Source organism: Bacillus sp. F9_6S_D1_P_5 (genome assembly GCF_054823925.1).
Genome location: NZ_JBTREW010000014.1, coordinates 84156 through 106616 on the forward strand (window position 1 = coordinate 84156; position 22461 = coordinate 106616).

A 22461-nucleotide genomic window follows, 5' to 3' on the forward strand; every position below is an offset into this window, starting at 1 on the left:
GAAAGGAAATAACATTAGTAGAATTGTTGGGGGACATTAATAATAGAATGGTTGTTGACAAGGTCCACCATAACAAGGATAAGGTGCTGGCGGTGGGAAAGGTGGTGGATATGGTGGATAATACGGTCTAGGACCGAAAGCTAATGCTCCGCCGAGTAGTCCGCCAGCAATACCAGCTAGAAATGGGACGCCAAAAAACGGCAAAAAGCGTGAGTCGCCTACTGGACCAATAGGTGCTGAACGGACTGGGATTGGTTGATAATATGGATACATGAACAAACCTCCTTTATTGGACTCACTTTTATCATATGGTAAATGAAACGTGGATGAGCGCGTACAAGAAAGGTTATGTAAGAAAATAGGCGAATTATTACGAATGTTGAAGTGTGAAAATCGTAATTTCAGGTTTTGACATAAATCGGAATGGGACACGTGTTCTGCCAAGGCCTCGATTGACATATAGGGCTAAATCTTGAATCGTATAGAACCCTTCTACATAGTTTTTAGCAAGTGATGGGGTAATGATTGCGCCTAAAAAGGGAATTTGTACTTGTCCACCATGGCTATGACCAGAAAGCTGTAAGTTAACTGGATATTGAGCAATTTTGGGTGCGATATCTGGCTCGTGAACAAGAACAATGTTATAAGTGTTTTGCTTTGCGTGATGTAATGTCTCCTCTATTTTTGGTTTACCTAGTAGTATATCATCAAGACCGAAAATTGAAATTTCACTATTATCTAGTAGACGAATTTTCTTTTCACTATTTAGTAACAGTTCAAATCCAGATTCGCGCATGATGTTTTCGTAGTACTCTGTTCCATATCCGCCGTGATCATGGTTACCATAAATAGAAAATTTACCGAAGGGGGCTTGTATATTTTTTAAAATAGATGCAACGAAAGGCGTGTCAGTATATGTTTGGTAATTATCAATGAGATCACCAGTAAAAAGAACAATATCGGGTTTTACAGCATTAATTTTAGAAACGATGTGAGATAAATGTTGAAGAGAGAAATAGTATCCAAGATGTAAATCGCTAAATTGAAGAATCTTCATACCATGAAAACTTTTTGGTATGAGTTGTGATTTAAGTGTATGTTCTGTAAAAGAAAGTAAATGAGGCTCAATATATTTAGCGTAATAGTATCCGATGCCAGTTGTTATAAATGAATATAAACAAGTGCGTATGCCAGTTTTTAAAAAATCTCTTCTTGTAATTTTCTTCATAAAAATATGAGTATACCTATTTGACTTATATTACATATGTTCGTTTCGTTTATAGGTTACTCAAATCTCCTTTCAGTTTATTTAAAATATATTTTAAATAATATAAAAGTAGTATAGATTACGAAAAAACGAGTGAAAAGAAACCTCTTTACGTTAAAATATCAGAAAAGTTTAAAAATATAAAGATTTCTATTAAATAAAATGATAAAATGAATGTGTATTCATTTTTTGGAGGGGATGTATGTGAAAGAAAAGGTAGTTATTATAACAGGTGGATCGAGCGGAATGGGAAAAGGAATGGCAACTCGTTTTGCAAAAGAAGGGGCACGAGTTGTTATTACAGGACGTACAAAGGAAAAGCTAGAGGAAACAAAGTTGGAAATTGAACAATTTCCAGGGCAAATATTACCTGTACAAATGGATGTAAGAAATACGGATGACATTCAGAAAATGATAGAACAGATTGATGAGAAGTTTGGTCGAATTGATGTTTTAATAAACAATGCAGCTGGCAACTTTATTTGTCCAGCAGAAGATTTATCTGTTAATGGCTGGAATTCAGTCATTAATATTGTGTTAAACGGTACATTTTACTGTAGCCATGCTGTCGGGAAATATTGGATTGAAAAAGGTATAAAAGGAAATATCATTAACATGGTAGCAACATATGCATGGGATGCGGGTCCGGGAGTTATTCATTCGGCTGCAGCAAAGGCTGGAGTATTAGCAATGACGAAGACACTCGCTGTTGAGTGGGGACGTAAATATGGAATACGAGTTAACGCGATCGCGCCAGGACCAATTGAACGTACGGGCGGTGCTGATAAATTATGGATTTCAGAAGAGATGGCTAAGCGTACGATACAAAGTGTTCCGCTTGGAAGACTGGGTACGCCAGAAGAAATTGCAGGTCTAGCTTATTATTTATGTTCAGATGAAGCTGCGTACATAAATGGAACTTGCATGACAATGGATGGAGGACAACATTTGCATCAATATCCATTTTAAAAGGGATGAGAGAATGAATGTTTGATTCGTTTTTTTACGGTTAAATGTGACGGAATTGTGACATATGAAAGAAAAGTGTTTACAAGAGGTCATATATAAGTTATATTTAAGACCTCTTTTTTCTTCATAGTAGAATTGCTAATTCCCCTTAGCATTTTACCCCTCTAATCCCTTCAGGAAAACTGAAGGGATTTTTTATTATTTTTCCGTAAATATCATGTTATAATTTTTGAAAAGTAAAGGGAGGGAAGCACGTTGATAGATGCATTAGATGTAATGAGTAACTTGGATAAAGTCCTTCCTTATTATCAAGCTATTTTTAGTGCTGATGAGCATACTGTAATTGGATATGAAGTAGTAGGGCGTATTCAAACAGAAGAGGGCATACAAAGTTTAGCTTCTTTCTTTCATGATGATTCTATTCCAAGTGAGTTTCAACTGGAAGCGGACAACATTATAGTAGAAAAAGCTTTAAATCGTTATTTGGAAAGTGATCAAAAACTATTATTATTTATACATCGGAATGCGAACGTATTAATGAACGATGATGATGAAAGTTTACTGCAACTTTTATTGATGTATGAAGAGCAAGGTTTAAATTTGAAACACATTGTTTTAGAGATTACAGAACATGAATGTAAAGAAGATATAGAGCAATTTAATCATTTGCTTATGTATTATCGTACATATGGTATTCAAATTTCGATTAATAAAGTCGGAACGGGTACAAGTAATTTAGAACGTATTAGCGTGTTAGCACCGGATATTTTAAAAGTAGATTTAACAAACTTAAGGCAAACCGCACTTTTACAATCTTATCAAGATATTTTATATTCTTTATCATTACTTGCTAGAAGAATTGGTGCAACATTGTTATATGAAGAAATAGATGCTTTTTACCAACTGCAATACGCTTGGAAAAATGGTGGTAGATACTATCAAGGGAATTATTTGAAAGAATGCTTACCAGATTTTATTGAAAAGAACGTTTTGAAAGAACGACTTGGTAATGAGTGTCATCAATTCATTCAACATGAGAAGAAGAAGTTACAAAAAATTTATAATTTAACAGAAATGTTACGTGACCGAATCGGTGATGTTTTAGCGAAACAGAAGAAGAATGAAGATATAAATGATTGGTTATTACAATTTAGCCAAAGTGTATCACAATGTAGTTTTCGCATATTTATTTGTAACGAAGATGGTTTTCAACAATCAGGAAACGTTATGAAAAAAGATGGGGAATGGATTGTGATGCCTGAGTATTATATGAAGAACTGGAGTTGGCGTCCGTATTTTCTAGAAAATATTATGAAAATGCGCTTTGAGAATAAGGCAAGACTTTCAGATTTATATGCTGATATTGAAACCGGTGAGATGGTACGAACATTTTCTTTCCCGATTGATGATGAAAACTTTTTATTTATAGATTTATCGTATGAATATTTATATGAAGAAGATGTTTTATTTTAATGCACGAAGAGATTCGTGCATTTTTTGTTTGTTTTTATCATAAATTGGTAATAGTGAAAATGGTGCTAAAAATGCTGTCTATCGTTGTAAAGATTTTACGAACGAAATCAGCCCTTTCTTTGCATAATCATTGTTACAATGAATACTACAAAGACAAGTTTTCTTAAAAGGAAGGTGAAAAAATGAGGAAATATGGAATATGGTTAGTTCTATTTGTATGCGTTGCCTTTCTAGTTGGTTATAGTGTTACAACTGTTTTAGGAAAAGAGGAAGTGAAAGTCGATCGGAAAGAAGTGTATACAACGATACAAAAGGGCTATGAAACCCAATTTTCACTTCGTGGGAAGCATTTGCCGATGAATAAGATGATAGAAACGTTATCACCGTATTTTACAGAGAATTTCCTTCAAGTATTTACAGATGAAAATAGTAGAAGTGATAAACAAAGTGGTGAATATTTACTTCCAGCAAAAGAAGCGCCATTTTCTTTTAATTCAGAAACGAAAATGTCATATGATGAAGAGCATAAAATTTTATATGTATATGAGCGGGCGAAAAGTGGACAATATCAAATTGTAACATTGCAAAGAGATCAAGGGAAATGGAAATTGGCTGGATATCATGAAAGCCAAGAACTTTTAAGTGAAATAAAAAGGTTACAACAGTTATAAAGTGAAACTTTCATTAGTAGGGGACATATCACGCTGAGTATTAATACGCCACAATTGGATGTTTACTTCCAAAAAATAGCGGGATAAGAATAGGAATAGGTCTTTACCTATTCCTATTCTAGATTGAGAAGTTGTTGTAATTTTTCAATTTGAAAACCAGCAACAACTTCTCCGTCAATTACAACCGTTGGAGTTGAATAAGAATCATAGTCATATAAAAGACGATTGCGTGCAGCGGCGTCTTTTTTTACGTCAAATTCTTCATATACAACGTTATTATGTTTTAAAAATTCTTTCACAATGACACATGGCGGACAATCAGGTTGTGTGTAAACCTCAATTTTTTTCATTGTAATTCCTCCTTTTTACTGTTTTTTATTATATTCTGCCAGTATAAAAATCGCAATAAAGAAGGGAAATGATATTTTTTCTGTTTTTTCCTTCGTATTTCGACAAATTTTTAGTTGAGTTTCTGGCCAATAACCTTTATCCTAGAGTGTGGAACATTTTTTCTGTTATGACGGATAGAATGAGTATAGCTGTAAAACCTATTGGTAGGAAGATCAGAGAAAGGAGAGATTTCATGTCTCTACTCCAAGGAATTTTAACTCGACTTGTTAGTCTACAAGAACAAGCTGAAAGCGGTGAAGTAGCACAACGCTATTTTGAAGTGAACGGTGAGCGCAAATGTAGCGTGAAATTTTTCGATAAAAGTGAAATGTATGAGTTAGAAGTGTATCAACAAGGTGAAAAACCTCAAGTGTATCAATTCGATAATATCGACATGGTTGCAATTGAGATTTACGATATCATTTCTTGATACATATAAAAAAGGTGTTGCCATACGGCAGCACCTTTTTTAGTTCTATTACTTTTTAGCATATATGTATAGGGAGTTTTCATTTTTCCTACAATGGTAATAAAGTGAAATTGTAATCAGTAGAGATTCTTATTTCCACACTGATATAGTAGCTATCACCAATTTGATGTTTACGGATAGTAAATAGGGAGAAAAACATAATGAGGAGGTGTGTTGTATGGAACGTTTACCAGTTGTCATTTGTCCTAATTGTCACAATGCTGCTGAGATTATTCATGTATTAACAGCTCAATCAAATCAAAATGTAATTTATACGTGCCAAGTTTGCCAGTATGTAATTCGGAATATTGAAACGAATAAAGGATAGGAAGTTATAATTTTTATTTTTGTCCCATACAATGAGAATACGAAAAGTCTGTCTAATTGAAAGGACGTGACTATGTGGCCGGTGAACATAAATTTTATAATGTTTCAGAGAGACATTTAAATTTTGATATGGTCTTTACCCGTATTTGTAATTTCATTGAAAAGGATCCACGAAATTTATATCGCTTATCCATTGGGACAGACTCACAAGCACATCAAAAGGATACGAGATTTATTACGGCAATTCATATTCATCGCGTTGGAAAAGGAGCCTGGGGATGTTTACACCATCAATCAGTAAAAGATAAGCCAGCAACTTTACGTGAGAAGATATATTTAGAAACGCAGTTTAGTCAAGAAATCGCCTGCTTATTTACTCCAAATCATATACAAGCAATATGGGATTTATTGCATCCATACGCTCAAGATGGGGCTGGATTTATAATGGAAATTCACTTAGATATCGGAAATGATGGTTTAACAAAAGAATTTATTCTAGATATGACAGCGAAAATTCAAGCGATGGGATTAACGGCAAAAATTAAGCCTGATGCTTATGCGGCGTTTAGTTATGCAAATCGATATACGAAATAAAAGCAATTTATATATATCTTTCACTAAAAACTGAATATTACATCTATTAAATAGGCTGAAAATTTTATATAATAGGAGTAACGATGCGAGTATAAGGAGAGGGGTATATGAAAAGGGAATTTGTTTTAACGGAAGAAGAGGAAAGTTTGTTACTAGATATTTTATTTCAGCAAAATTATGCGAGTGAAATTTTAGCTGTGGAACTTACGGATATTGAGAATGGTTTAAAAAAGACAGATGTGATGCAATATAAAAAAATCACAAGGTTATTTTACAGATTAAAAAATAAAGGGTATTAAGCGCTACCGGAATGGTAGTCTTTTTTTTGTGTTGTATGCTAAAATAGCTGTGTAATTTTGTTTTTTCCTGAAATAATGTAAGGACAAAATAATAATGTGAAAACGCTGTCATAAAATGTGAATAGAGCCGGTGATTAAAAGCAGGAAAAAGGGAAAATGGGGGATGTAATATGATTAGTATTCCAAAAGACGAGTTTCAACAAATTTTTGTGAAAGATTTAATGATTTCATCCGAAAAAGTAGCACACGTCCAAATAGGGAATGGTTTAGAGCATGCTTTACTCGTACTTGTGAAATCTGGATATTCGGCGATACCTGTTTTAGACCCGATGTACAAATTACATGGGTTAATTAGTACTGCTATGATTTTAGACGGTATGTTAGGGTTAGAACGCATTGAGTTTGAAAGACTTGACGAAATGAAGGTAGAACAGGTGATGAAGGAAGATATTCCGGTTCTTAAGTTAGAAGACTCTTTTGCAAAAGCATTAGAAATGACAATTGATCATCCTTTTATTTGCGCTGTCAATGAAGAGGGATATTTTGAGGGGATTTTAACACGTCGAGCGATTTTAAAATTGTTGAATAAAAAAGTAAGACAACATAATCGATAATGTGAGAAAAGTGACTTCATAGAAGCGGAGAAGTCACTTTTTTTCGTGCATATCAGTTGTGTATGTATTATATTTAAAAAGATAAAAAATATAAGAGTATGTAGTTAAATTAAGGATGAAAAGCTTATTGAGATAAGGTGTATGGAAGCTAAGGAAAGAGGGAGAAAGTTGCAAATTGATGATTTTCAAATGATGGTTGTGTTAGCACAGGAATCAAATATGAGAAAAGCGGCGGAACGTTTATTTGTTTCACAACCTGCGCTTAGTCAACGATTACAATCTATGGAGAAACAATGGGGCATGAAGTTTTTTATTCGTTCGCAAAAAGGATTGACAATTACACCTGAAGGGGAAAAAGTCGCAAATTATGCAAAAGAAATGCTACAAAAGGAAGAGGAAATTAAAAGTGAGTTAGCTATTTTTAGAACAGAAACTCACGGAACGTTAAAAATAGCTGTTGCATCAGTTATTGGTCAATATTGGCTTCCTCCTGTTTTGAAGAAGTTCGTGCATAAATATCCTTCTGTGAAAATATCACTGTTTACTGGCTGGAGTAGTGAAGTACAAAAGCAGTTTTATGAAGGAGACGTTCATGTTGCTATATTAAGGGGCACACAAGAATATAAAGGTCAGAAGCAACAATTATTTGAAGATGAACTTTATTTAGTGGATAAAGAAATAAAAGATATTTCGATGTTAAAAGAAACAAATAGACCTTTTATTCAATTTAAAAGTGATTCTACTTATTATGGACAAATACAAAATTGGTGGTATGGTTTATTTTCTAATCCACCTAAGAGAACAATTGTCGTTGATCAAATTGAGACTTGTAAACAACTCGTTTTAAATGGTATAGGTTATGCTCTTTTACCTTCTACTGTTTTAAAAGAAGTGCAGGAAAATATGTATAAGACACCTGTGCAATTAACGAGAGAAACATGGTTATTGACGAGTGAATCAGCTAGACAATTGAAGCAAGTGCAAGCATTTTTAGAAATTATAGAAGAAATTCAAATGGAAAAATAGGATTATTATCTTGCTACTCGCTCTATCGTTTGGTAGAGTAACATTATAAATGGATTTAGGAGGCAACAAGAATGAAAATGATGGACGCTAACGAAATTATTTCGTTTATTCAAAAAAGTGAAAAGAAAACTCCTGTAAAGGTATACATAAAAGGGGACTTAAAAGAAGTAACATTCCCTGAAACGGTACAAGCATTTGTAAATAAAAAGTCTGGTGTATTATTTGGAGAATGGTCTGAAATTAAGACAATTCTTGATGAAAATAACAAGAACATTGTTGATTACGTTGTTGAAAATGACCGTCGTAATTCTGCAATTCCAATGCTTGATTTAAAAGGTATTAAAGCTCGTATTGAGCCAGGCGCGATTATTCGTGACCACGTTGAAATCGGTGACAACGCTGTTATTATGATGAATGCAACAATTAATATCGGTGCTGTAATTGGTGAAGGTTCTATGATTGACATGAACGCAGTACTTGGTGGACGTGCAACTGTTGGTAAGAACTGTCACGTAGGTGCTGGTGCAGTACTTGCAGGTGTTATTGAGCCACCTTCAGCAAAACCAGTTATCGTTGAAGATGATGTTGTAATTGGTGCTAACGTAGTTGTGTTAGAGGGAGTTACAGTCGGTAAAGGTGCAGTTGTAGCAGCAGGAGCTGTTGTGACAGAAGATGTACCTCCATACACAGTTGTTGCGGGTACTCCAGCACGTGTAATTAAAGAGATTGATGAGAAGACAAAAGCAAAAACTGAAATTAAACAAGAGCTTCGTCAATTAAACCCAGAGAAATAAAATCAAAAAAAGCGTAAGGGCATAAACGGGCTCTTACGCTTTTTATAGATAGAGGTGCAAAAATGGCAGTAAGCAAATTCATTCAAATTCGTAGAGACTTACACAAAATACCGGAAATTGGATTTAAAGAGTGGAAAACACAACAGTATATTTTAGATTACATAGGAACGCTTTCGAATGAACATGTAGAAGTGAAAGTATGGGAAACGGGTGTCATTGTTAAAGTAAATGGAAAAAATCCAGAAAAAATTATCGGTTATCGCGCAGATATAGATGGTTTACCAATTACAGAAGAAACTGGATATGAATTTGCTTCTATTCATGAAGGAATGATGCATGCATGTGGACACGATGTACATACAACAATCGGTTTAGGCCTTCTAACAGCAGCTGTAACAGAAAGAATAGATGATGACCTTGTGTTTCTATTCCAGCCAGCTGAAGAAGGGCCAGGAGGGGCTCTTCCTATGTTAGAGAGCGAAGAGTTAAAAGAATGGAAGCCAAATGTAATTCTCGGCCTTCATATTGCACCTGAATACCCTGTAGGAACAATCGCCACAAAAGAGGGGCTATTATTTGCGAATACATCGGAGTTATATGTTGATTTAAAAGGGAAAGGTGGACATGCAGCCTACCCTCATACTGCCAATGATATGATTGTTGCAGCAAGTCATCTTGTTACACAACTGCAATCCGTTATTAGTCGTAATGTGAATCCTCTTGATAGTGCAGTAATTACAATCGGAAAAATAGCAGGTGGTACAGTTCAAAATATCATAGCAGAAAAGTCTCGGTTAGAAGGAACGATTCGAACGTTATCAGTGGAATCAATGAGTCGTGTGAAAAGTAGGATTGAGGCAATTGTTGCAGGTATAGAAGCTTCCTTCCAATGTGAAGCGGTGATTGACTATGGAGCGATGTATCATCAAGTATATAACCATGAAGCATTAACGAGAGAGTTTATGCAGTTCGTAAGTGAACAAACTGATATGAATGTCATTACATGTACTGAGGCGATGACAGGAGAAGATTTTGGTTATATGCTTCAAGAGATTCCTGGATTTATGTTTTGGCTTGGGGTAAATTCAGAATATGGTTTACACCACGCAAAATTAAAACCAGATGAAGAGGCGATCGAGAAAGCTATCGTATTTTTAGATCAATATGTGAAGTGGAAGGGAACTAGAAAGTGAACTGGCTTGCCAACTTTGCAACAATTTAAAGTGGGTACTTGTTAGCTCAAGAATGGAAAGGTCTTTCACATTTGTTTTGGATGCACAGCGTCATACAAATGGATAAAATAATGAGCAGTGGTTTTGAGCCACTGCTCATTATTCATTATCGCTTATTGAGAAGATGATAGTTAACTAGCTTATATATGTTTACATTTCGTGTAGAAAGTGTGTAAAATCAAGGTGAAACATAGAAAAAAGGGTGGGGAATTACGTGCAAATTAGCAGTGCGATATTGTGTTTCGTCTTATATGCGTATGTGATTATTGCGGCAGTTTATTTTGGGATAAGTTTTTATGCCTACCGTTTAGTAGATAATCACGAATATGACGAGACATATAAATGGGTGAAGAGATATTTATCACCTGTATTAGAAATTATGAATGGGTTTGTGCTCTTTTTATTTATTGGATTAATTGCTTTCTCAACGAGTTTAGTAGGGAATAAAACAACATTATTTGTACTAGGTATCATTATTTTTATGTTGTTAGGTATACGGATTGGTAACACCGTGTTTTGGAATGAAAGAAAAGTAGATGGTTGGACGGGAATGCTCATTCCATGTATGCTAGCTGCTATTGTGACGAATATAGAACATGAATATTACCAGTTACATTTTTGGCTCATTATTGTATTAACAATACTCTCCGTTTTGTATATAAGTACTGTTGTGCTAACATACATTGCAAATGAAAAAGGAGATGTAAAAGGTACGCGTTTCTTTAGAGGGCGTGCATTGTTATGGAGCGTGCCGACAATGGCGGTTATAGGAATTATTGCGATATTAGTAAATGGATATCAATTTACTAGTTGGCAACTGTTTTTGGAAAGTTGGTGGATTTTCATCATTTCGTTTATCGCTTTTTTAGGTGCAACGCATTATTTATTCCATCAACATCATTACATATTGGCATTGTTATTCGCATTTATCCAACTATTATTTGCTTTCTTCGGACAAGAAACGTTATTATTCGTTTTTGAAACATTTAGTTCATTTGGAAACATATTTGTATTTGGTATGTTAATTTTTAGTATCGCATTTTATTTACAACAGTATTTTTATATGCAAAAACAAAAATAAGAATGATATACGGGTTTTTGTAGCAAATCTAAAGTATGTTACAATAAAAATACTTAGTATTCGATATTATTGGAGGAATTCCTGTGGGTGAAAAAGAGAAAGAATTTGCTGTCATCGGGCTTGGACGTTTTGGTGGAAGTATTTGCCGAGAACTCGCTCAATTAGGTATGGAAGTAATGGCAATTGATTCGGATGAGGATAAAATTAATGAGTTTGCAAATATAGCTTCACATGCTGTAATTGCAGATTCAACAGATGAGATGGTATTAAAAAGTCTTGGTATTCGTAATTTTGATCATGTAGTCGTTGCTATTGGAGATAATTTAAATTCAAGTATTTTAACAACATTAATTTTGAAAGAGTTAGGTGTAAAAAATATTACTGTAAAAGCTCAAAATGATTACCATGAAAAAGTGTTAAGTAAAATAGGGGCAGATCACATTGTGCACCCAGAGCGTGATATGGGAAAAAGGATCGCTAATAATATTGCATCAAGTAATGTATTAGACTATCTTGAGCTTTCAGATGAGCATAGTATTGTAGAGATTATTGCAAATAAAAAAATTGATGGTCAGTCTTTAATCGAATTAGATATCCGTGCGAAGTTTGGATTGAATATTGTAGCAATTAAACGTGGTAAAGAAGTAATTGTATCTCCTCGAGCTACGGAAAATATTCAAGCGGGAGATATATTAATTGTAATTGGTCATGATGATGAAGTAGATCGTTTTAAACACTTTTTAAGATAAGAGAAAAGGACAATACCATGAAGGTATTGTCCTTTTTCTTATATTTCCATAATGATTGGTAAAATCATTGGACGACGTTTCGTTTTTTCATATAGGAATGGTGCTAATGTGTCTGTAATTTCATTTTTAATTTCAGACCATTGTGTTGTTTTGCGCTCCATTACTTTTTCTAAATGAGTTGTAATTAATGTTTGAGCATCATTAATTAAATCACTACTTTCGCGCATGTACACGAAACCACGTGAGATAATATCAGGTCCTGCTGCAACTTTAAACTCTTTCATATCAATACTTACAACTACAATTACAAGTCCTTCTTCAGAAAGAATACGACGATCGCGTAATACGATATTACCGATATCTCCAATACCATTTCCATCAATATAGACAGATCCAGATGGGATTTTACCAGCTACGCTTGCTTCATCTGAACGAAGAGCAAGAACATCTCCATTATCCATGATGAAACAATTTTCTTCTGGAATACCACAATCATTTGCTAACTTCATATGCATGCGTTGCATACGATATTCACCATGAATTGGCATGAAATATTTCGGCTTGATTAAGCGAAGCATTAGTTTTTGTTCTTCTTGGCCGCCATGTCCACTCGTATGAATGTTTGACAGTTTTCCGTGGATTACATCCGCACCAGCACGATACAACATGTTAATTGTACGGCTTACACTAATTGTATTACCAGGGATTGGTGAAGAAGAGAAAACAACTGTGTCGCCAGGAATGATTTGAATTTGACGATGCGTACCATTGGCAATACGTGAAAGTGCTGCCATTGGCTCACCTTGACTACCTGTACATAAAATAACAACTTTATTAGCTGGTAGGCGGTTTAGTTGAGCTGTATCTATGAATGTATCCTTCGGGCAGCGAATATAACCGAGGTTTTGTCCGATTTCAATCGCTGCTTCCATACTTCGGCCAAACACAGCCACTTTACGATTGTTTTCAACAGCCGCTTCAACAACTTGTTGCAAGCGATGGATATTTGATGCAAAGGTTGCAAAGATAATACGACCTTCTACTTTGCGGAAAATATCTTGAATACTATCACCAACACGGCGCTCAGACATTGTAAAGTTTGGAACTTCACTGTTTGTACTGTCAGATAAGAGACAAAGTACACCGTCTTTTCCGATTTCAGCCATTTTTGTTAAGTCCGCTGGTTCACCAACTGGTGTGAAATCAAATTTGAAATCTCCAGTATGAACAACTTGTCCTTGAGGTGTTTTCACAACAACTCCGTATGAATCTGGAATACTGTGAGTTGTACGGAAGAAGGAAACAGATGTCTTTTTAAATTTAATAACATCATCTTCTTGAATTTCATAAAGTTTTGCTTTACGAAGTAATCCGTGCTCTTCTAATTTGTTTTTGATTAGTGCAATTGCTAATTTTCCGCCATAAATCGGGATGTTTACTTGACGTAATAAGTAAGGAATTCCACCGATATGATCTTCGTGACCATGTGTAATGAATAATCCTTTAATTTTATCTTCGTTTCGCACAAAATAAGTGTAATCTGGTATTACATAATCGATTCCGAGGAGTTCGTCTTCTGGAAATTTAATTCCAGCATCAATAATAATAATTTCATCTTGAAATTGAACAGCATATGTATTTTTACCGATTTCACCAAGTCCACCTAAAGCAAAAACGGCTGCTTGATCATTCTTTAGAAATTTCATATGACTATACGATTTCCGCTAATGTTAAATCAGCGTTTTCTTTTTCATATTCAAGATGATTGCCAGTAACAGACTGAACGAACTCGATATTATATGCGAACTTATTTAATTTCTTACGAACATCCTTTTCAGACGTAGCCTCTAAATATAAAACTTTTGTATTTTCACGTACTGGAACCTCAGTCATTTTGTCTTGATAAAATACTTTAAAAATCATTTGGAAAACCTCTCCTTGTCTATGTTTTGCATTATCTGTTACTTATTATAAAGCAAACAGTCACGATTTTCATGTTTTTTCGAATGAGAATGAAGAAAAAGCCCGAAATGGGCACAATTTAAGCGATTGTCTTTTTACGGACTAGATCTTTTAAATAACGCTTGAGCTTTTTCTTCAGCTTCTTCAGCATGATTACTCCTTCCTTTCCTTATTTAAAACATGCATAGTACTAGTGAAAACGCCGTCTCTGATATAAGAAAGAAGACAAAAGTGAATGTTGAATCTTGTCTTTTCTCATACAGGGAAAGTTATTCTATAGTAACGATTAGTAGCCGTTAGTTATAGGTATAGTATGAGAAAGAATAGAAAAGAAAATTCATACGAACAAGTATCCACATTTTTTACTAATATATATATGCAGGTTTCATAAATAAGGTCAGAAAGTGAACGCTTTCTTCACAGATGTTTAATATGTTATACTTTTTTTTAGAATTTGAAAAGCGATAATCAAAATAGGAATATAGAGTAAAAGAAAGGATTTTGACAAATGAATGATAAAATTGTCTTTTTTGATATTGATGGGACATTATTAGATTATGATAAGAAGATACCTCAATCTACAAGAGATGCAGTAAGACAGTTACAAGAAAAAGGTGTGCATGTAGCAATTGCGACAGGGCGTGCGCCATTTATGTTTGAAGATATTCGTAAGGAACTTAATATCCATAATTATGTTAGTTTTAATGGACAGTACGTTGTATTTGAAGGCGAAGTAGTATTTAATAACCCATTACATCCAGCTGCTCTACATAAGTTTACTCAGTTTGCAAATCAAGAAGGGTATCCACTTGTATATCTTGATCATCAAGAAATGAGGGCGTCAGTAGAATATCATGATTATGTGAAAGAAGGTTTTGGAAGCTTGAATTTTGAGCATCCGGCATATGAACCTGATTTTTATGAGGAACGTAATATTTATCAAACGCTTCTTTTCTGTGAAGTGAATGAAGAGGAGAAGTTTATTAATCAGTACCCAGACTTTCATTTTATTCGTTGGCATGCGTATTCAATGGATATTATTCCAAATGGTGGTTCGAAGGCAAAAGGGATTGAGAAATTCATTGAAAAATTAGGATTTAACCGTGAACAAGTGTATGCATTTGGAGATGGCTTAAATGATTTAGAAATGATCGAAGCGGTTGGGACAGGTATTGTGATGGGGAATGGTCATGAAGACTTGAAAAAACTTGCAAATCATGTGACAAAGGATGTTACTGAAGACGGCATATACCATGGATTAAAATGGGCTGGATTGCTATAAGTGAATATGGAACCCATTTCATATAAAAAAAGGCGGAAGATTAACTCCCGCCTTTTTTTATTATCGCTCTAGAGGCTTTGAATTGTCAGGAGCAGCAAATGGATTTTCTTTATTAATGTGGTCATAGAACATAACACCATTTAAATGGTCAATTTCATGCTGAAATACAATTGCTGGTAAACCTTTTAAACGTAATTTTACTTCTTCACCGTTAATAGATGTTGCTTTCACTGTAATCCTTGTGTAACGAGGGACATAACCAGGTACTTCGCGGTCTACTGATAGACAGCCTTCACCACTTTGTAAATATGTACGTTCAACAGAATGACTAATGATTTTTGGATTGAATAATGCATGACTATATAACGTACCGTCCGTATCAGTTACATGAACCGCAATCATCTTCTTTGAAATACCGATTTGCGGAGCCGCTAATCCAATTCCAGGACGTAAACTATATTTTTCAGCCATTTCAGGATCTTGGCTATTTATTACAAATTCAATCATTTCTTGAAGTGTATTTGTATCTTCTTCGCTCGCTGGTATTACTACCTCTTCTGCAACGTTTCGCAAAATAGGAACTCCTTCGCGAATGACATCTTTCATTGTAAGCATATGTAATCTCTCCTTTCCCCTTTAGTCTACCAAAGGAGATGAAAAAAGTCATCGACAAGTAGGGAAAGCGTTCTACTATAGAATATGTATGTAAGAAAAAGAAAAGACGGCAGAGCCGTCTGTTTCTTTCCATAGTTGTTTCGTTTTACATTAGCGAATGCAAGCAGCACCAACGATAATTAAAAGAATAAACAACACAACGATTAAGGCGAAGCCGCGTCCAGACCCGCCACAAGAACCGCCATAACCGTAGGAAGGGGTTGAACAAGTTGGATAGCAATATGAGTATCCGTACATGAGATGACCTCCTTTATCATTTCCCGCTAATACTGCGGTTACTATAATGTATGGAGGGAAGAGTAGAAATGTATGGGTAATTACCTATAAAAGGAAGAAGAGTTTGTATATTTTTGTTAAGAAGAGAGAAAAACTAAAGAGAATTAAATCGTTTACATATTATTCTAAGAGAAAAAACAAGTTAAAAAGGGAATAATATAACAGCGGGTTAATGCTTACTAATACAGATGTGAAAAATAAAAACACGTTTGTGTAGAAGAGACCTGCAGATTATTTATAAAAAAACGTATTCAAAGTAATTGACATCGTAATTAGAATAGTTGTAAACTAAAAAACGTGATCAAGATTGTATTAATATGTTTCTGAAAAAACATTAGTACAGATTGTTAGGTACACAAAATTATTCTCAACCGACAAATAAATTTGTTGGTTTACATTGTTGCGTTTTCAGTCTAGCCAATAGATAGTGAAAGCGTTTCAGAATATGGTTCAAGAGAGGAAGAGGTGAACGGAATGGGTACTAAAACAAAAAAGACCCTATTTAATGTTGATGAGCAAATGAAAGCTATCGCAGCTCAATTTGAGACATTACAAATTTTAAATGAAAAAGGCGAAGTTGTGAATGAAGCAGCTATGCCTGAATTATCTGATGATCAATTAAAAGAATTAATGCGCCGTATGGTGTATACTCGCGTACTAGATCAACGTTCTATTTCTTTAAACCGTCAAGGACGTTTAGGTTTCTACGCACCAACAGCTGGACAAGAGGCTTCTCAATTAGCAAGTCATTTCGCACTTGAAGCAGAAGATTTCATCTTACCAGGATATCGTGATGTGCCACAATTAGTATGGCACGGTTTACCATTATACCAAGCATTCTTATTCTCTCGTGGACATTTCATGGGTAACCAAATGCCTGAGAATGTAAATGCACTTGCTCCACAAATCATCATCGGTGCGCAAATCATCCAAACTGCTGGTGTTGCGTTAGGTATGAAATTACGTGGCAAAAAATCTGTTGCAATTACTTACACTGGTGACGGTGGTGCTTCACAAGGTGACTTCTACGAAGGTATGAACTTTGCGGGTGCATTCAAAGCTCCAGCAATCTTCGTTGTACAAAACAACCGTTATGCAATCTCTACTCCAGTAGAAAAGCAATCTGCAGCTAAAACTGTAGCACAAAAAGCAGTAGCAGCAGGTATTTACGGAATTCAAGTAGACGGTATGGATCCATTAGCTGTATACGCAGCAACTGCTTTCGCTCGTGAGCGTGCAGTAAACGGTGAAGGCCCTACTTTAATCGAGACTTTAACATTCCGTTACGGTCCACATACAATGGCTGGTGATGACCCAACTCGTTACCGTACAAAAGATATCGAGAACGAATGGGAACAAAAAGATCCAATCGTACGCTTCCGTGCATTCTTAGAAAACAAAGGCCTATGGTCTCAAGAAGTTGAAGAGAAAGTAATCGAAGAAGCAAAAGAAGATATCAAACAAGCAATTGCTAAGGCTGACCAAGCTCCAAAACAAAAAGTTACTGATTTAATGGAAATCATGTACGAAAAAATGCCTTACAACTTAGCTGAACAATATGAAATTTACAAAGAAAAGGAGTCGAAGTAAGCCATGGCTCAAATGACAATGATTCAAGCAATCACTGATGCTTTACGCGTTGAAATGAAAAATGACCCTAACGTACTTGTGTTTGGTGAAGACGTTGGTGTAAACGGCGGTGTATTCCGTGCTACTGAAGGTTTACAAGCTGAATTCGGTGAAGATCGTGTAATGGATACTCCACTTGCAGAGTCTGGTATTGGTGGACTTGCAGTTGGACTTGCACTAGAAGGATTCCGTCCAGTTCCAGAAATCCAATTCTTCGGTTTCGTATATGAAGTAATGGATTCAATTTCTGGTCAATTAGCTCGTATGCGTTACCGTTCTGGTGGACGTTGGACTGCTCCAGTAACAGTTCGTTCTCCATTCGGTGGCGGTGTTCATACTCCTGAACTACATGCTGATAGCTTAGAAGGATTAGTGGCTCAACAACCTGGTCTAAAAGTTGTTATTCCATCTACTCCATACGATGCAAAAGGTCTTTTAATCTCTGCGATTCGTGACAACGATCCAGTTATCTACTTAGAGCATATGAAATTGTACCGTTCATTCCGTCAAGATGTACCAGAAGGCGAATACACAATTGATTTAGGTAAAGCTGATATCAAACGTGAAGGTACAGATGTATCTGTTATCGCTTACGGTGCTATGGTTCACGCTGCATTAAAAGCTGCTGAAGAACTTGAAAAAGAAGGTATCTCTTTAGAGGTTGTTGACTTACGTACAGTTCAACCATTAGATATCGAAACAATCATCGCTTCTGTTGAAAAAACAGGCCGCGTAGTTGTAGTTCAAGAAGCACAAAAACAAGCTGGTATTGCGGCTAACGTTGTAGCGGAAATTAACGACCGTGCAATCTTAAACTTAGAAGCTCCAGTTGTACGTGTTGCAGCTGCTGATACAGTATTCCCATTCTCTCAAGCTGAGAGCGTATGGTTACCAAACCATAAAGATATTGTTGAAGCTGTTAACAAAGTAATGAACTTCTAATTTTTAGCTTTTCATGTGCAAAAGAAATCAGCACATGCTGGTTTCTTTTGTACATATTCTATAATAATGAAATGAATCAGGGGGCTGAATTCCGTGGCATTTGAATTTAAACTACCAGATATCGGTGAAGGTATCCACGAAGGTGAAATCGTAAAATGGTTTATTAAACCAGGCGATGAAGTAAACGAAGACGATGTACTTCTTGAAGTACAAAATGATAAAGCAGTAGTAGAAATCCCTTCTCCAGTTAAAGGTAAAGTACTTGAAGTACTTGTAGAAGAAGGAACAGTTGCAATCGTAGGAGATACATTAATTAAATTTGATGCTCCTGGATACGAAAACCTTAAATTTAAAGGTGACGATCATGATGCAGCTCCAAAAGCTGAAGAAGCAGCAGTAGAAGCTCCAGCAGCGGAAGCTACTCCAGCAGCAACTGCAGAAGTGGTAAATGAGCGCGTAATCGCTATGCCATCTGTTCGTAAATATGCTCGTGAAAACGGCGTAGACATTCATAAAGTAGCTGGTTCTGGTAAGAACGGCCGTATCGTAAAAGCTGACATCGATGCATTTGCAAATGGTGGACAAGCAGTAGCAGCAACTGAGGCTCCAGCAGCAGTAGAAGCTACTCCAGCAGCAGCGAAAGAAGAAGCACCAAAAGCACAACCAATCCCAGCTGGTGAATATCCAGAAACTCGTGAGAAAATGAGTGGTATCCGTAAAGCGATTGCAAAAGCAATGGTTAACTCTAAGCACACAGCTCCTCACGTAACATTAATGGATGAAGTTGATGTAACTGAGCTTGTTGCTCACCGTAAGAAGTTCAAAGCTGTTGCAGCTGACAAAGGTATTAAATTAACTTACCTTCCATACGTTGTTAAAGCTTTAACATCTGCATTACGTGAATTCCCAATGTTGAATACTGCTTTAGACGATGCTTCTCAAGAAATCGTTCATAAACATTACTTCAACATCGGTATCGCAGCTGATACAGACAAAGGTCTATTAGTACCAGTTGTTAAAGATACAGATCGTAAATCAATCTTCACTATTTCTAACGAGATCAATGATCTTGCTGGTAAAGCACGTGAAGGTCGTTTAGCTCCGGCTGAAATGAAAGGTGCTTCTTGCACAATTACAAACATTGGTTCTGCAGGTGGACAATGGTTCACTCCAGTTATCAACCACCCAGAAGTAGCAATTCTTGGTATCGGCCGTATCGCTGAGAAGCCAGTTGTGAAAAACGGTGAGATCGTTGCAGCTCCAGTATTAGCATTATCTCTAAGCTTTGACCATCGTTTAATTGACGGCGCAACTGCTCAAAAAGCATTAAACCAAATTAAACGTCTATTGAATGACCCACAATTATTAGTAATGGAGGCGTAATAACAATGGTAGTAGGAGATTTCCCAATTGAATTAGATACAGTCGTTGTTGGTGCAGGTCCTGGTGGATACGTTGCGGCAATTCGTGCAGCACAATTAGGTCAAAAGGTAGCAATTATTGAAAAAGCTAACCTTGGTGGCGTATGCTTAAACGTTGGATGTATTCCTTCAAAAGCGTTAATCAATGCAGGTCATCGTTATGAGAATGCAATGCATTCTGATGACATGGGTATCACTGCAGAGAACGTAAAAGTTGACTTTACAAAAGTTCAAGAATGGAAAAACGGCGTAGTTAAGAAATTAACTGGCGGTGTTGAAGGCCTTCTTAAAGGTAATAAAGTTGAAATCATTCGCGGTGAAGCTTACTTCGTAGATGCTAACACATTACGCGTAATGACTGAAGATGCAGCTCAAACTTACACGTTTAAAAATGCTGTTCTTGCAACTGGTTCTACACCAATCGAAATTCCTGGATTCAAATACTCTAAACGTGTTATCAACTCTACAGGCGCTTTAAGCTTACCTGAAATTCCTAAAAAACTTGTTGTAATCGGCGGCGGTTACATCGGTATGGAATTAGGTACTGCATATGCTAACTTCGGTACAGAAGTTACTGTAGTAGAAGCTGGCGACGAAATCTTAGCTGGTTTCGAAAAAGCTATGAGCTCTGTTGTTAAACGTGCTCTTCAAAAGAAAGGTAACGTAAATATCCATACAAAAGCTATGGCTAAAGGCGTTGAAGAAACAGAAACTGGCGTAAAAGTTAGCTTCGAAGTTAAAGGTGAAATCCAAACTGTAGAAGCAGATTACGTATTAGTAACTGTAGGTCGTCGTCCAAACACTCAAGAAATCGGTCTTGAGCAAGTTGGAGTTAAAATGACTGACCGCGGCATCATCGAAATCGATGAGCAATGTCGTACAAACGTACCAAACATCTATGCAATCGGTGATATCGTTCCTGGACCACCATTAGCTCACAAAGCTTCTTACGAAGGTAAAGTAGCTGTTGAAGCAATTAGTGGCCATGCATCAGCAATCGATTACATCGGAATTCCTGCAGTATGCTTCACTGATCCAGAATTAGCATCTGTTGGTTACACTAAGAAACAAGCTGAAGAAGCAGGAATGACAGTAGCTGTATCTAAGTTCCCATTCGCTGCAAACGGTCGTGCGTTATCATTAAACAGCACTGACGGTTTCCTACAACTTGTAACACGTAAAGAAGATGGTCTTCTTGTAGGTGCTCAAGTTGCAGGTGCAGGCGCTTCTGATATTATTTCTGAGATTGGTTTAGCTATCGAAGCAGGAATGACTGCAGAAGATATCGCTCAAACAATCCATGCTCACCCAACATTAGGTGAAATCACAATGGAAGCAGCTGAAGTTGCTCTTGGAATGCCAATTCACATTGTAAAATAATTTAAGTAATGAAAATAGCCCATCTCTTATTTAAAGAGATGGGCTATTTTTTATTTTAATAAAAATGGCTTGCAAGGTCTTTATATGTAGTTGTCGAATGAATATATAATACTTTAATTGAATGATTAGAACATATATTAATTCAAAAGCCACATATGCTTTCGTATAATATGTAATTGATTCAAACATAATCCCATATATTAATAAAATAGAGCATGTCAAAGGAGAAGGTTCCATGAGAAGATTACATGTTATATTTTATCATTTTTTATTATGGAGTGGTTTTTCCGTTGTACTATCATTGTCAAATGGTGATAAGTTGCATTATAAAGTAATTCTATTTTTTGTGTTTCTTTATTTAGCATATGTGATCGCATATTTTGTATTGCAAATTAGAAAGCAGGCATTATTCCTTACGTGTTCAAATTGCATACTATTCTTAATCATATTTTCCATTTTTTAAATTAACGTTTATAGAAATACATTGTTCTTCCATTAAATAATTGTAACTCTCCTTCTAATTTCTTCGCTAGAAAACGGCAAAATTCATTTGCTTTTCCTTTATCACCAAATGTTGCATTAGGTGGTAAAGAAATCTGAATAAAAGATTGTTCCTTTTCTATACCGATACCAACATAAATGGAGTCATATCGATCGTGAGTAGATTGTAGTTTTAATGTTGTTGCTGATGTATCTAAAATTTCATAAGGAAAAGCGGTATTTGTATAAGCGTAATTAATTTGAACACCAGTTTTGGAAGTAACTGTTTGATAGTAATGAAAAAGTTGTTTTATATCATCTATTGAAACAGATTGTTGATTGGATTTAGGTACAAGCGTAATAAAGGCATGTTGCATATAAGTTCCCCCTAACTTAGTAGAATACTATTATTCTACCTCCTACTGAATTTTTTGACAATTAAAAGGAGTATTACTTTTT

General features: G+C 35.6%; 27 protein-coding genes. 19 read left to right on the top strand and 8 right to left on the bottom strand.

Annotated features, from left to right (window positions below):
* Nucleotides 1-36: 36 nt before the first annotated feature.
* Both ACUXEY_RS18170 and ACUXEY_RS18175 read right to left on the bottom strand, forming a co-directional pair.
* Nucleotides 37-273: a hypothetical protein gene (locus tag ACUXEY_RS18170; RefSeq protein WP_166701952.1), complete on the bottom strand. Its 237-nt coding sequence runs from the start codon at nt 271-273 to the stop codon at nt 37-39.
* Between the two features lie 97 nt (nt 274-370).
* Nucleotides 371-1228: a metallophosphoesterase gene (locus ACUXEY_RS18175; protein ID WP_461301274.1), complete on the bottom strand. Its 858-nt coding sequence runs from the start codon at nt 1226-1228 to the stop codon at nt 371-373.
* 243 nt (nt 1229-1471) lie between these two features.
* Between ACUXEY_RS18175 and fadH the strand changes: the two genes are divergently transcribed.
* From fadH to ACUXEY_RS18190, 3 genes are all read left to right on the top strand, one after another.
* Nucleotides 1472-2236: a 2,4-dienoyl-CoA reductase gene (gene fadH / locus ACUXEY_RS18180; RefSeq protein WP_087958527.1), complete on the top strand. Its 765-nt coding sequence runs from the start codon at nt 1472-1474 to the stop codon at nt 2234-2236.
* 255 nt (nt 2237-2491) lie between these two features.
* A complete protein-coding gene (locus ACUXEY_RS18185) occupies nt 2492-3709 on the top strand; it encodes an EAL domain-containing protein (RefSeq protein ID WP_166701954.1) in 1218 nt (405 codons plus the stop codon).
* 182 nt (nt 3710-3891) lie between these two features.
* Nucleotides 3892-4380: a DUF3993 domain-containing protein gene (locus tag ACUXEY_RS18190; protein WP_048530737.1), complete on the top strand. Its 489-nt coding sequence runs from the start codon at nt 3892-3894 to the stop codon at nt 4378-4380.
* Nucleotides 4381-4493: 113 nt separating this feature from the next.
* Here ACUXEY_RS18190 and ACUXEY_RS18195 read toward each other — a convergent pair whose 3' ends face one another.
* Complete coding sequence (locus tag ACUXEY_RS18195; protein WP_048530732.1) at nt 4494-4730, bottom strand: glutaredoxin family protein; 237 nt, start codon at nt 4728-4730, stop codon at nt 4494-4496.
* Between the two features lie 233 nt (nt 4731-4963).
* Between ACUXEY_RS18195 and ACUXEY_RS18200 the strand changes: the two genes are divergently transcribed.
* The 10 genes from ACUXEY_RS18200 to ACUXEY_RS18245 all read left to right on the top strand — a co-directional run bounded on the left by ACUXEY_RS18200 (nt 4964) and on the right by ACUXEY_RS18245 (nt 11955).
* A complete protein-coding gene (locus ACUXEY_RS18200) occupies nt 4964-5200 on the top strand; it encodes a YkuJ family protein (protein ID WP_000055151.1) in 237 nt (78 codons plus the stop codon).
* 217 nt (nt 5201-5417) lie between these two features.
* Nucleotides 5418-5567, top strand: coding sequence for a hypothetical protein (locus ACUXEY_RS18205; protein ID WP_048530729.1), 150 nt, complete (start codon nt 5418-5420; stop codon nt 5565-5567).
* A 74-nt stretch (nt 5568-5641) separates the two neighbouring features.
* Complete coding sequence (locus tag ACUXEY_RS18210) at nt 5642-6160, top strand: ribonuclease H-like YkuK family protein (protein ID WP_166701955.1); 519 nt, start codon at nt 5642-5644, stop codon at nt 6158-6160.
* A gap of 107 nt (nt 6161-6267) precedes the next feature.
* Nucleotides 6268-6459 (top strand): antirepressor AbbA, encoded by a 192-nt coding sequence (abbA, locus tag ACUXEY_RS18215; protein ID WP_000817794.1) that lies wholly within the window; start codon nt 6268-6270, stop codon nt 6457-6459.
* Between the two features lie 170 nt (nt 6460-6629).
* Complete coding sequence (cbpB, locus tag ACUXEY_RS18220; RefSeq protein ID WP_048530727.1) at nt 6630-7073, top strand: cyclic-di-AMP-binding protein CbpB; 444 nt, start codon at nt 6630-6632, stop codon at nt 7071-7073.
* A gap of 141 nt (nt 7074-7214) precedes the next feature.
* Nucleotides 7215-8099, top strand: coding sequence for a LysR family transcriptional regulator (locus tag ACUXEY_RS18225; RefSeq protein ID WP_002003406.1), 885 nt, complete (start codon nt 7215-7217; stop codon nt 8097-8099).
* A 71-nt stretch (nt 8100-8170) separates the two neighbouring features.
* Entirely contained in the window at nt 8171-8893 is a 723-nt protein-coding gene (dapD, locus tag ACUXEY_RS18230; RefSeq protein WP_048530722.1) for a 2,3,4,5-tetrahydropyridine-2,6-dicarboxylate N-acetyltransferase, read from the top strand.
* A 62-nt stretch (nt 8894-8955) separates the two neighbouring features.
* Nucleotides 8956-10086, top strand: coding sequence for an N-acetyldiaminopimelate deacetylase (locus tag ACUXEY_RS18235; protein WP_461301275.1), 1131 nt, complete (start codon nt 8956-8958; stop codon nt 10084-10086).
* Between the two features lie 253 nt (nt 10087-10339).
* Nucleotides 10340-11206 (top strand): cytochrome C oxidase assembly protein, encoded by an 867-nt coding sequence (locus ACUXEY_RS18240; protein ID WP_166701956.1) that lies wholly within the window; start codon nt 10340-10342, stop codon nt 11204-11206.
* 83 nt (nt 11207-11289) lie between these two features.
* A complete protein-coding gene (locus tag ACUXEY_RS18245; RefSeq protein WP_166701957.1) occupies nt 11290-11955 on the top strand; it encodes a potassium channel family protein in 666 nt (221 codons plus the stop codon).
* A 38-nt stretch (nt 11956-11993) separates the two neighbouring features.
* On the opposite strand, the gene rnjA is transcribed toward ACUXEY_RS18245, so the two are convergent.
* On the bottom strand, nt 11994-13661 hold the full coding sequence (gene rnjA / locus ACUXEY_RS18250) for a ribonuclease J1 (RefSeq protein ID WP_000670370.1): 1668 nt from the start codon (nt 13659-13661) through the stop codon (nt 11994-11996).
* Between the two features lie 4 nt (nt 13662-13665).
* Entirely contained in the window at nt 13666-13878 is a 213-nt protein-coding gene (locus ACUXEY_RS18255) for a DNA-dependent RNA polymerase subunit epsilon (RefSeq protein WP_048530714.1), read from the bottom strand.
* 547 nt (nt 13879-14425) lie between these two features.
* On the opposite strand from ACUXEY_RS18255, the gene ACUXEY_RS18260 reads away from it, so the two are divergent.
* Entirely contained in the window at nt 14426-15199 is a 774-nt protein-coding gene (locus ACUXEY_RS18260) for a Cof-type HAD-IIB family hydrolase (RefSeq protein ID WP_461301276.1), read from the top strand.
* 60 nt (nt 15200-15259) lie between these two features.
* Here the strand turns inward: ACUXEY_RS18260 and def are convergent, their stop codons facing one another.
* Both def and ACUXEY_RS18270 read right to left on the bottom strand, forming a co-directional pair.
* Nucleotides 15260-15814: a peptide deformylase gene (def, locus tag ACUXEY_RS18265; protein WP_461301277.1), complete on the bottom strand. Its 555-nt coding sequence runs from the start codon at nt 15812-15814 to the stop codon at nt 15260-15262.
* A 150-nt stretch (nt 15815-15964) separates the two neighbouring features.
* A complete protein-coding gene (locus ACUXEY_RS18270) occupies nt 15965-16111 on the bottom strand; it encodes a YjcZ family sporulation protein (protein WP_048530707.1) in 147 nt (48 codons plus the stop codon).
* Nucleotides 16112-16624: 513 nt separating this feature from the next.
* Between ACUXEY_RS18270 and pdhA the strand changes: the two genes are divergently transcribed.
* The 5 genes from pdhA to ACUXEY_RS18295 all read left to right on the top strand — a co-directional run bounded on the left by pdhA (nt 16625) and on the right by ACUXEY_RS18295 (nt 21985).
* Nucleotides 16625-17740 carry a pyruvate dehydrogenase E1 component subunit alpha gene (pdhA, locus tag ACUXEY_RS18275; protein WP_000536893.1) on the top strand — a complete coding sequence of 372 codons (1116 nt, stop codon included), beginning with the start codon at nt 16625-16627 and terminating at the stop codon, nt 17738-17740.
* Nucleotides 17741-17743: 3 nt separating this feature from the next.
* The gene (gene pdhB, locus ACUXEY_RS18280; RefSeq protein WP_000068166.1) at nt 17744-18721 is read left to right on the top strand and encodes a pyruvate dehydrogenase complex E1 component subunit beta; all 978 of its coding nucleotides are present in this window, start codon (nt 17744-17746) and stop codon (nt 18719-18721) included.
* 93 nt (nt 18722-18814) lie between these two features.
* Complete coding sequence (gene pdhC, locus ACUXEY_RS18285) at nt 18815-20104, top strand: pyruvate dehydrogenase complex dihydrolipoyllysine-residue acetyltransferase (protein ID WP_087958536.1); 1290 nt, start codon at nt 18815-18817, stop codon at nt 20102-20104.
* Between the two features lie 5 nt (nt 20105-20109).
* A complete protein-coding gene (lpdA, locus tag ACUXEY_RS18290; protein WP_061678278.1) occupies nt 20110-21522 on the top strand; it encodes a dihydrolipoyl dehydrogenase in 1413 nt (470 codons plus the stop codon).
* A gap of 235 nt (nt 21523-21757) precedes the next feature.
* A complete protein-coding gene (locus ACUXEY_RS18295) occupies nt 21758-21985 on the top strand; it encodes a hypothetical protein (protein ID WP_048530702.1) in 228 nt (75 codons plus the stop codon).
* A 1-nt stretch (nt 21986) separates the two neighbouring features.
* Here the strand turns inward: ACUXEY_RS18295 and ACUXEY_RS18300 are convergent, their stop codons facing one another.
* Entirely contained in the window at nt 21987-22379 is a 393-nt protein-coding gene (locus ACUXEY_RS18300; RefSeq protein WP_166701961.1) for a DUF1885 family protein, read from the bottom strand.
* Nucleotides 22380-22461 lie beyond the last annotated feature (82 nt).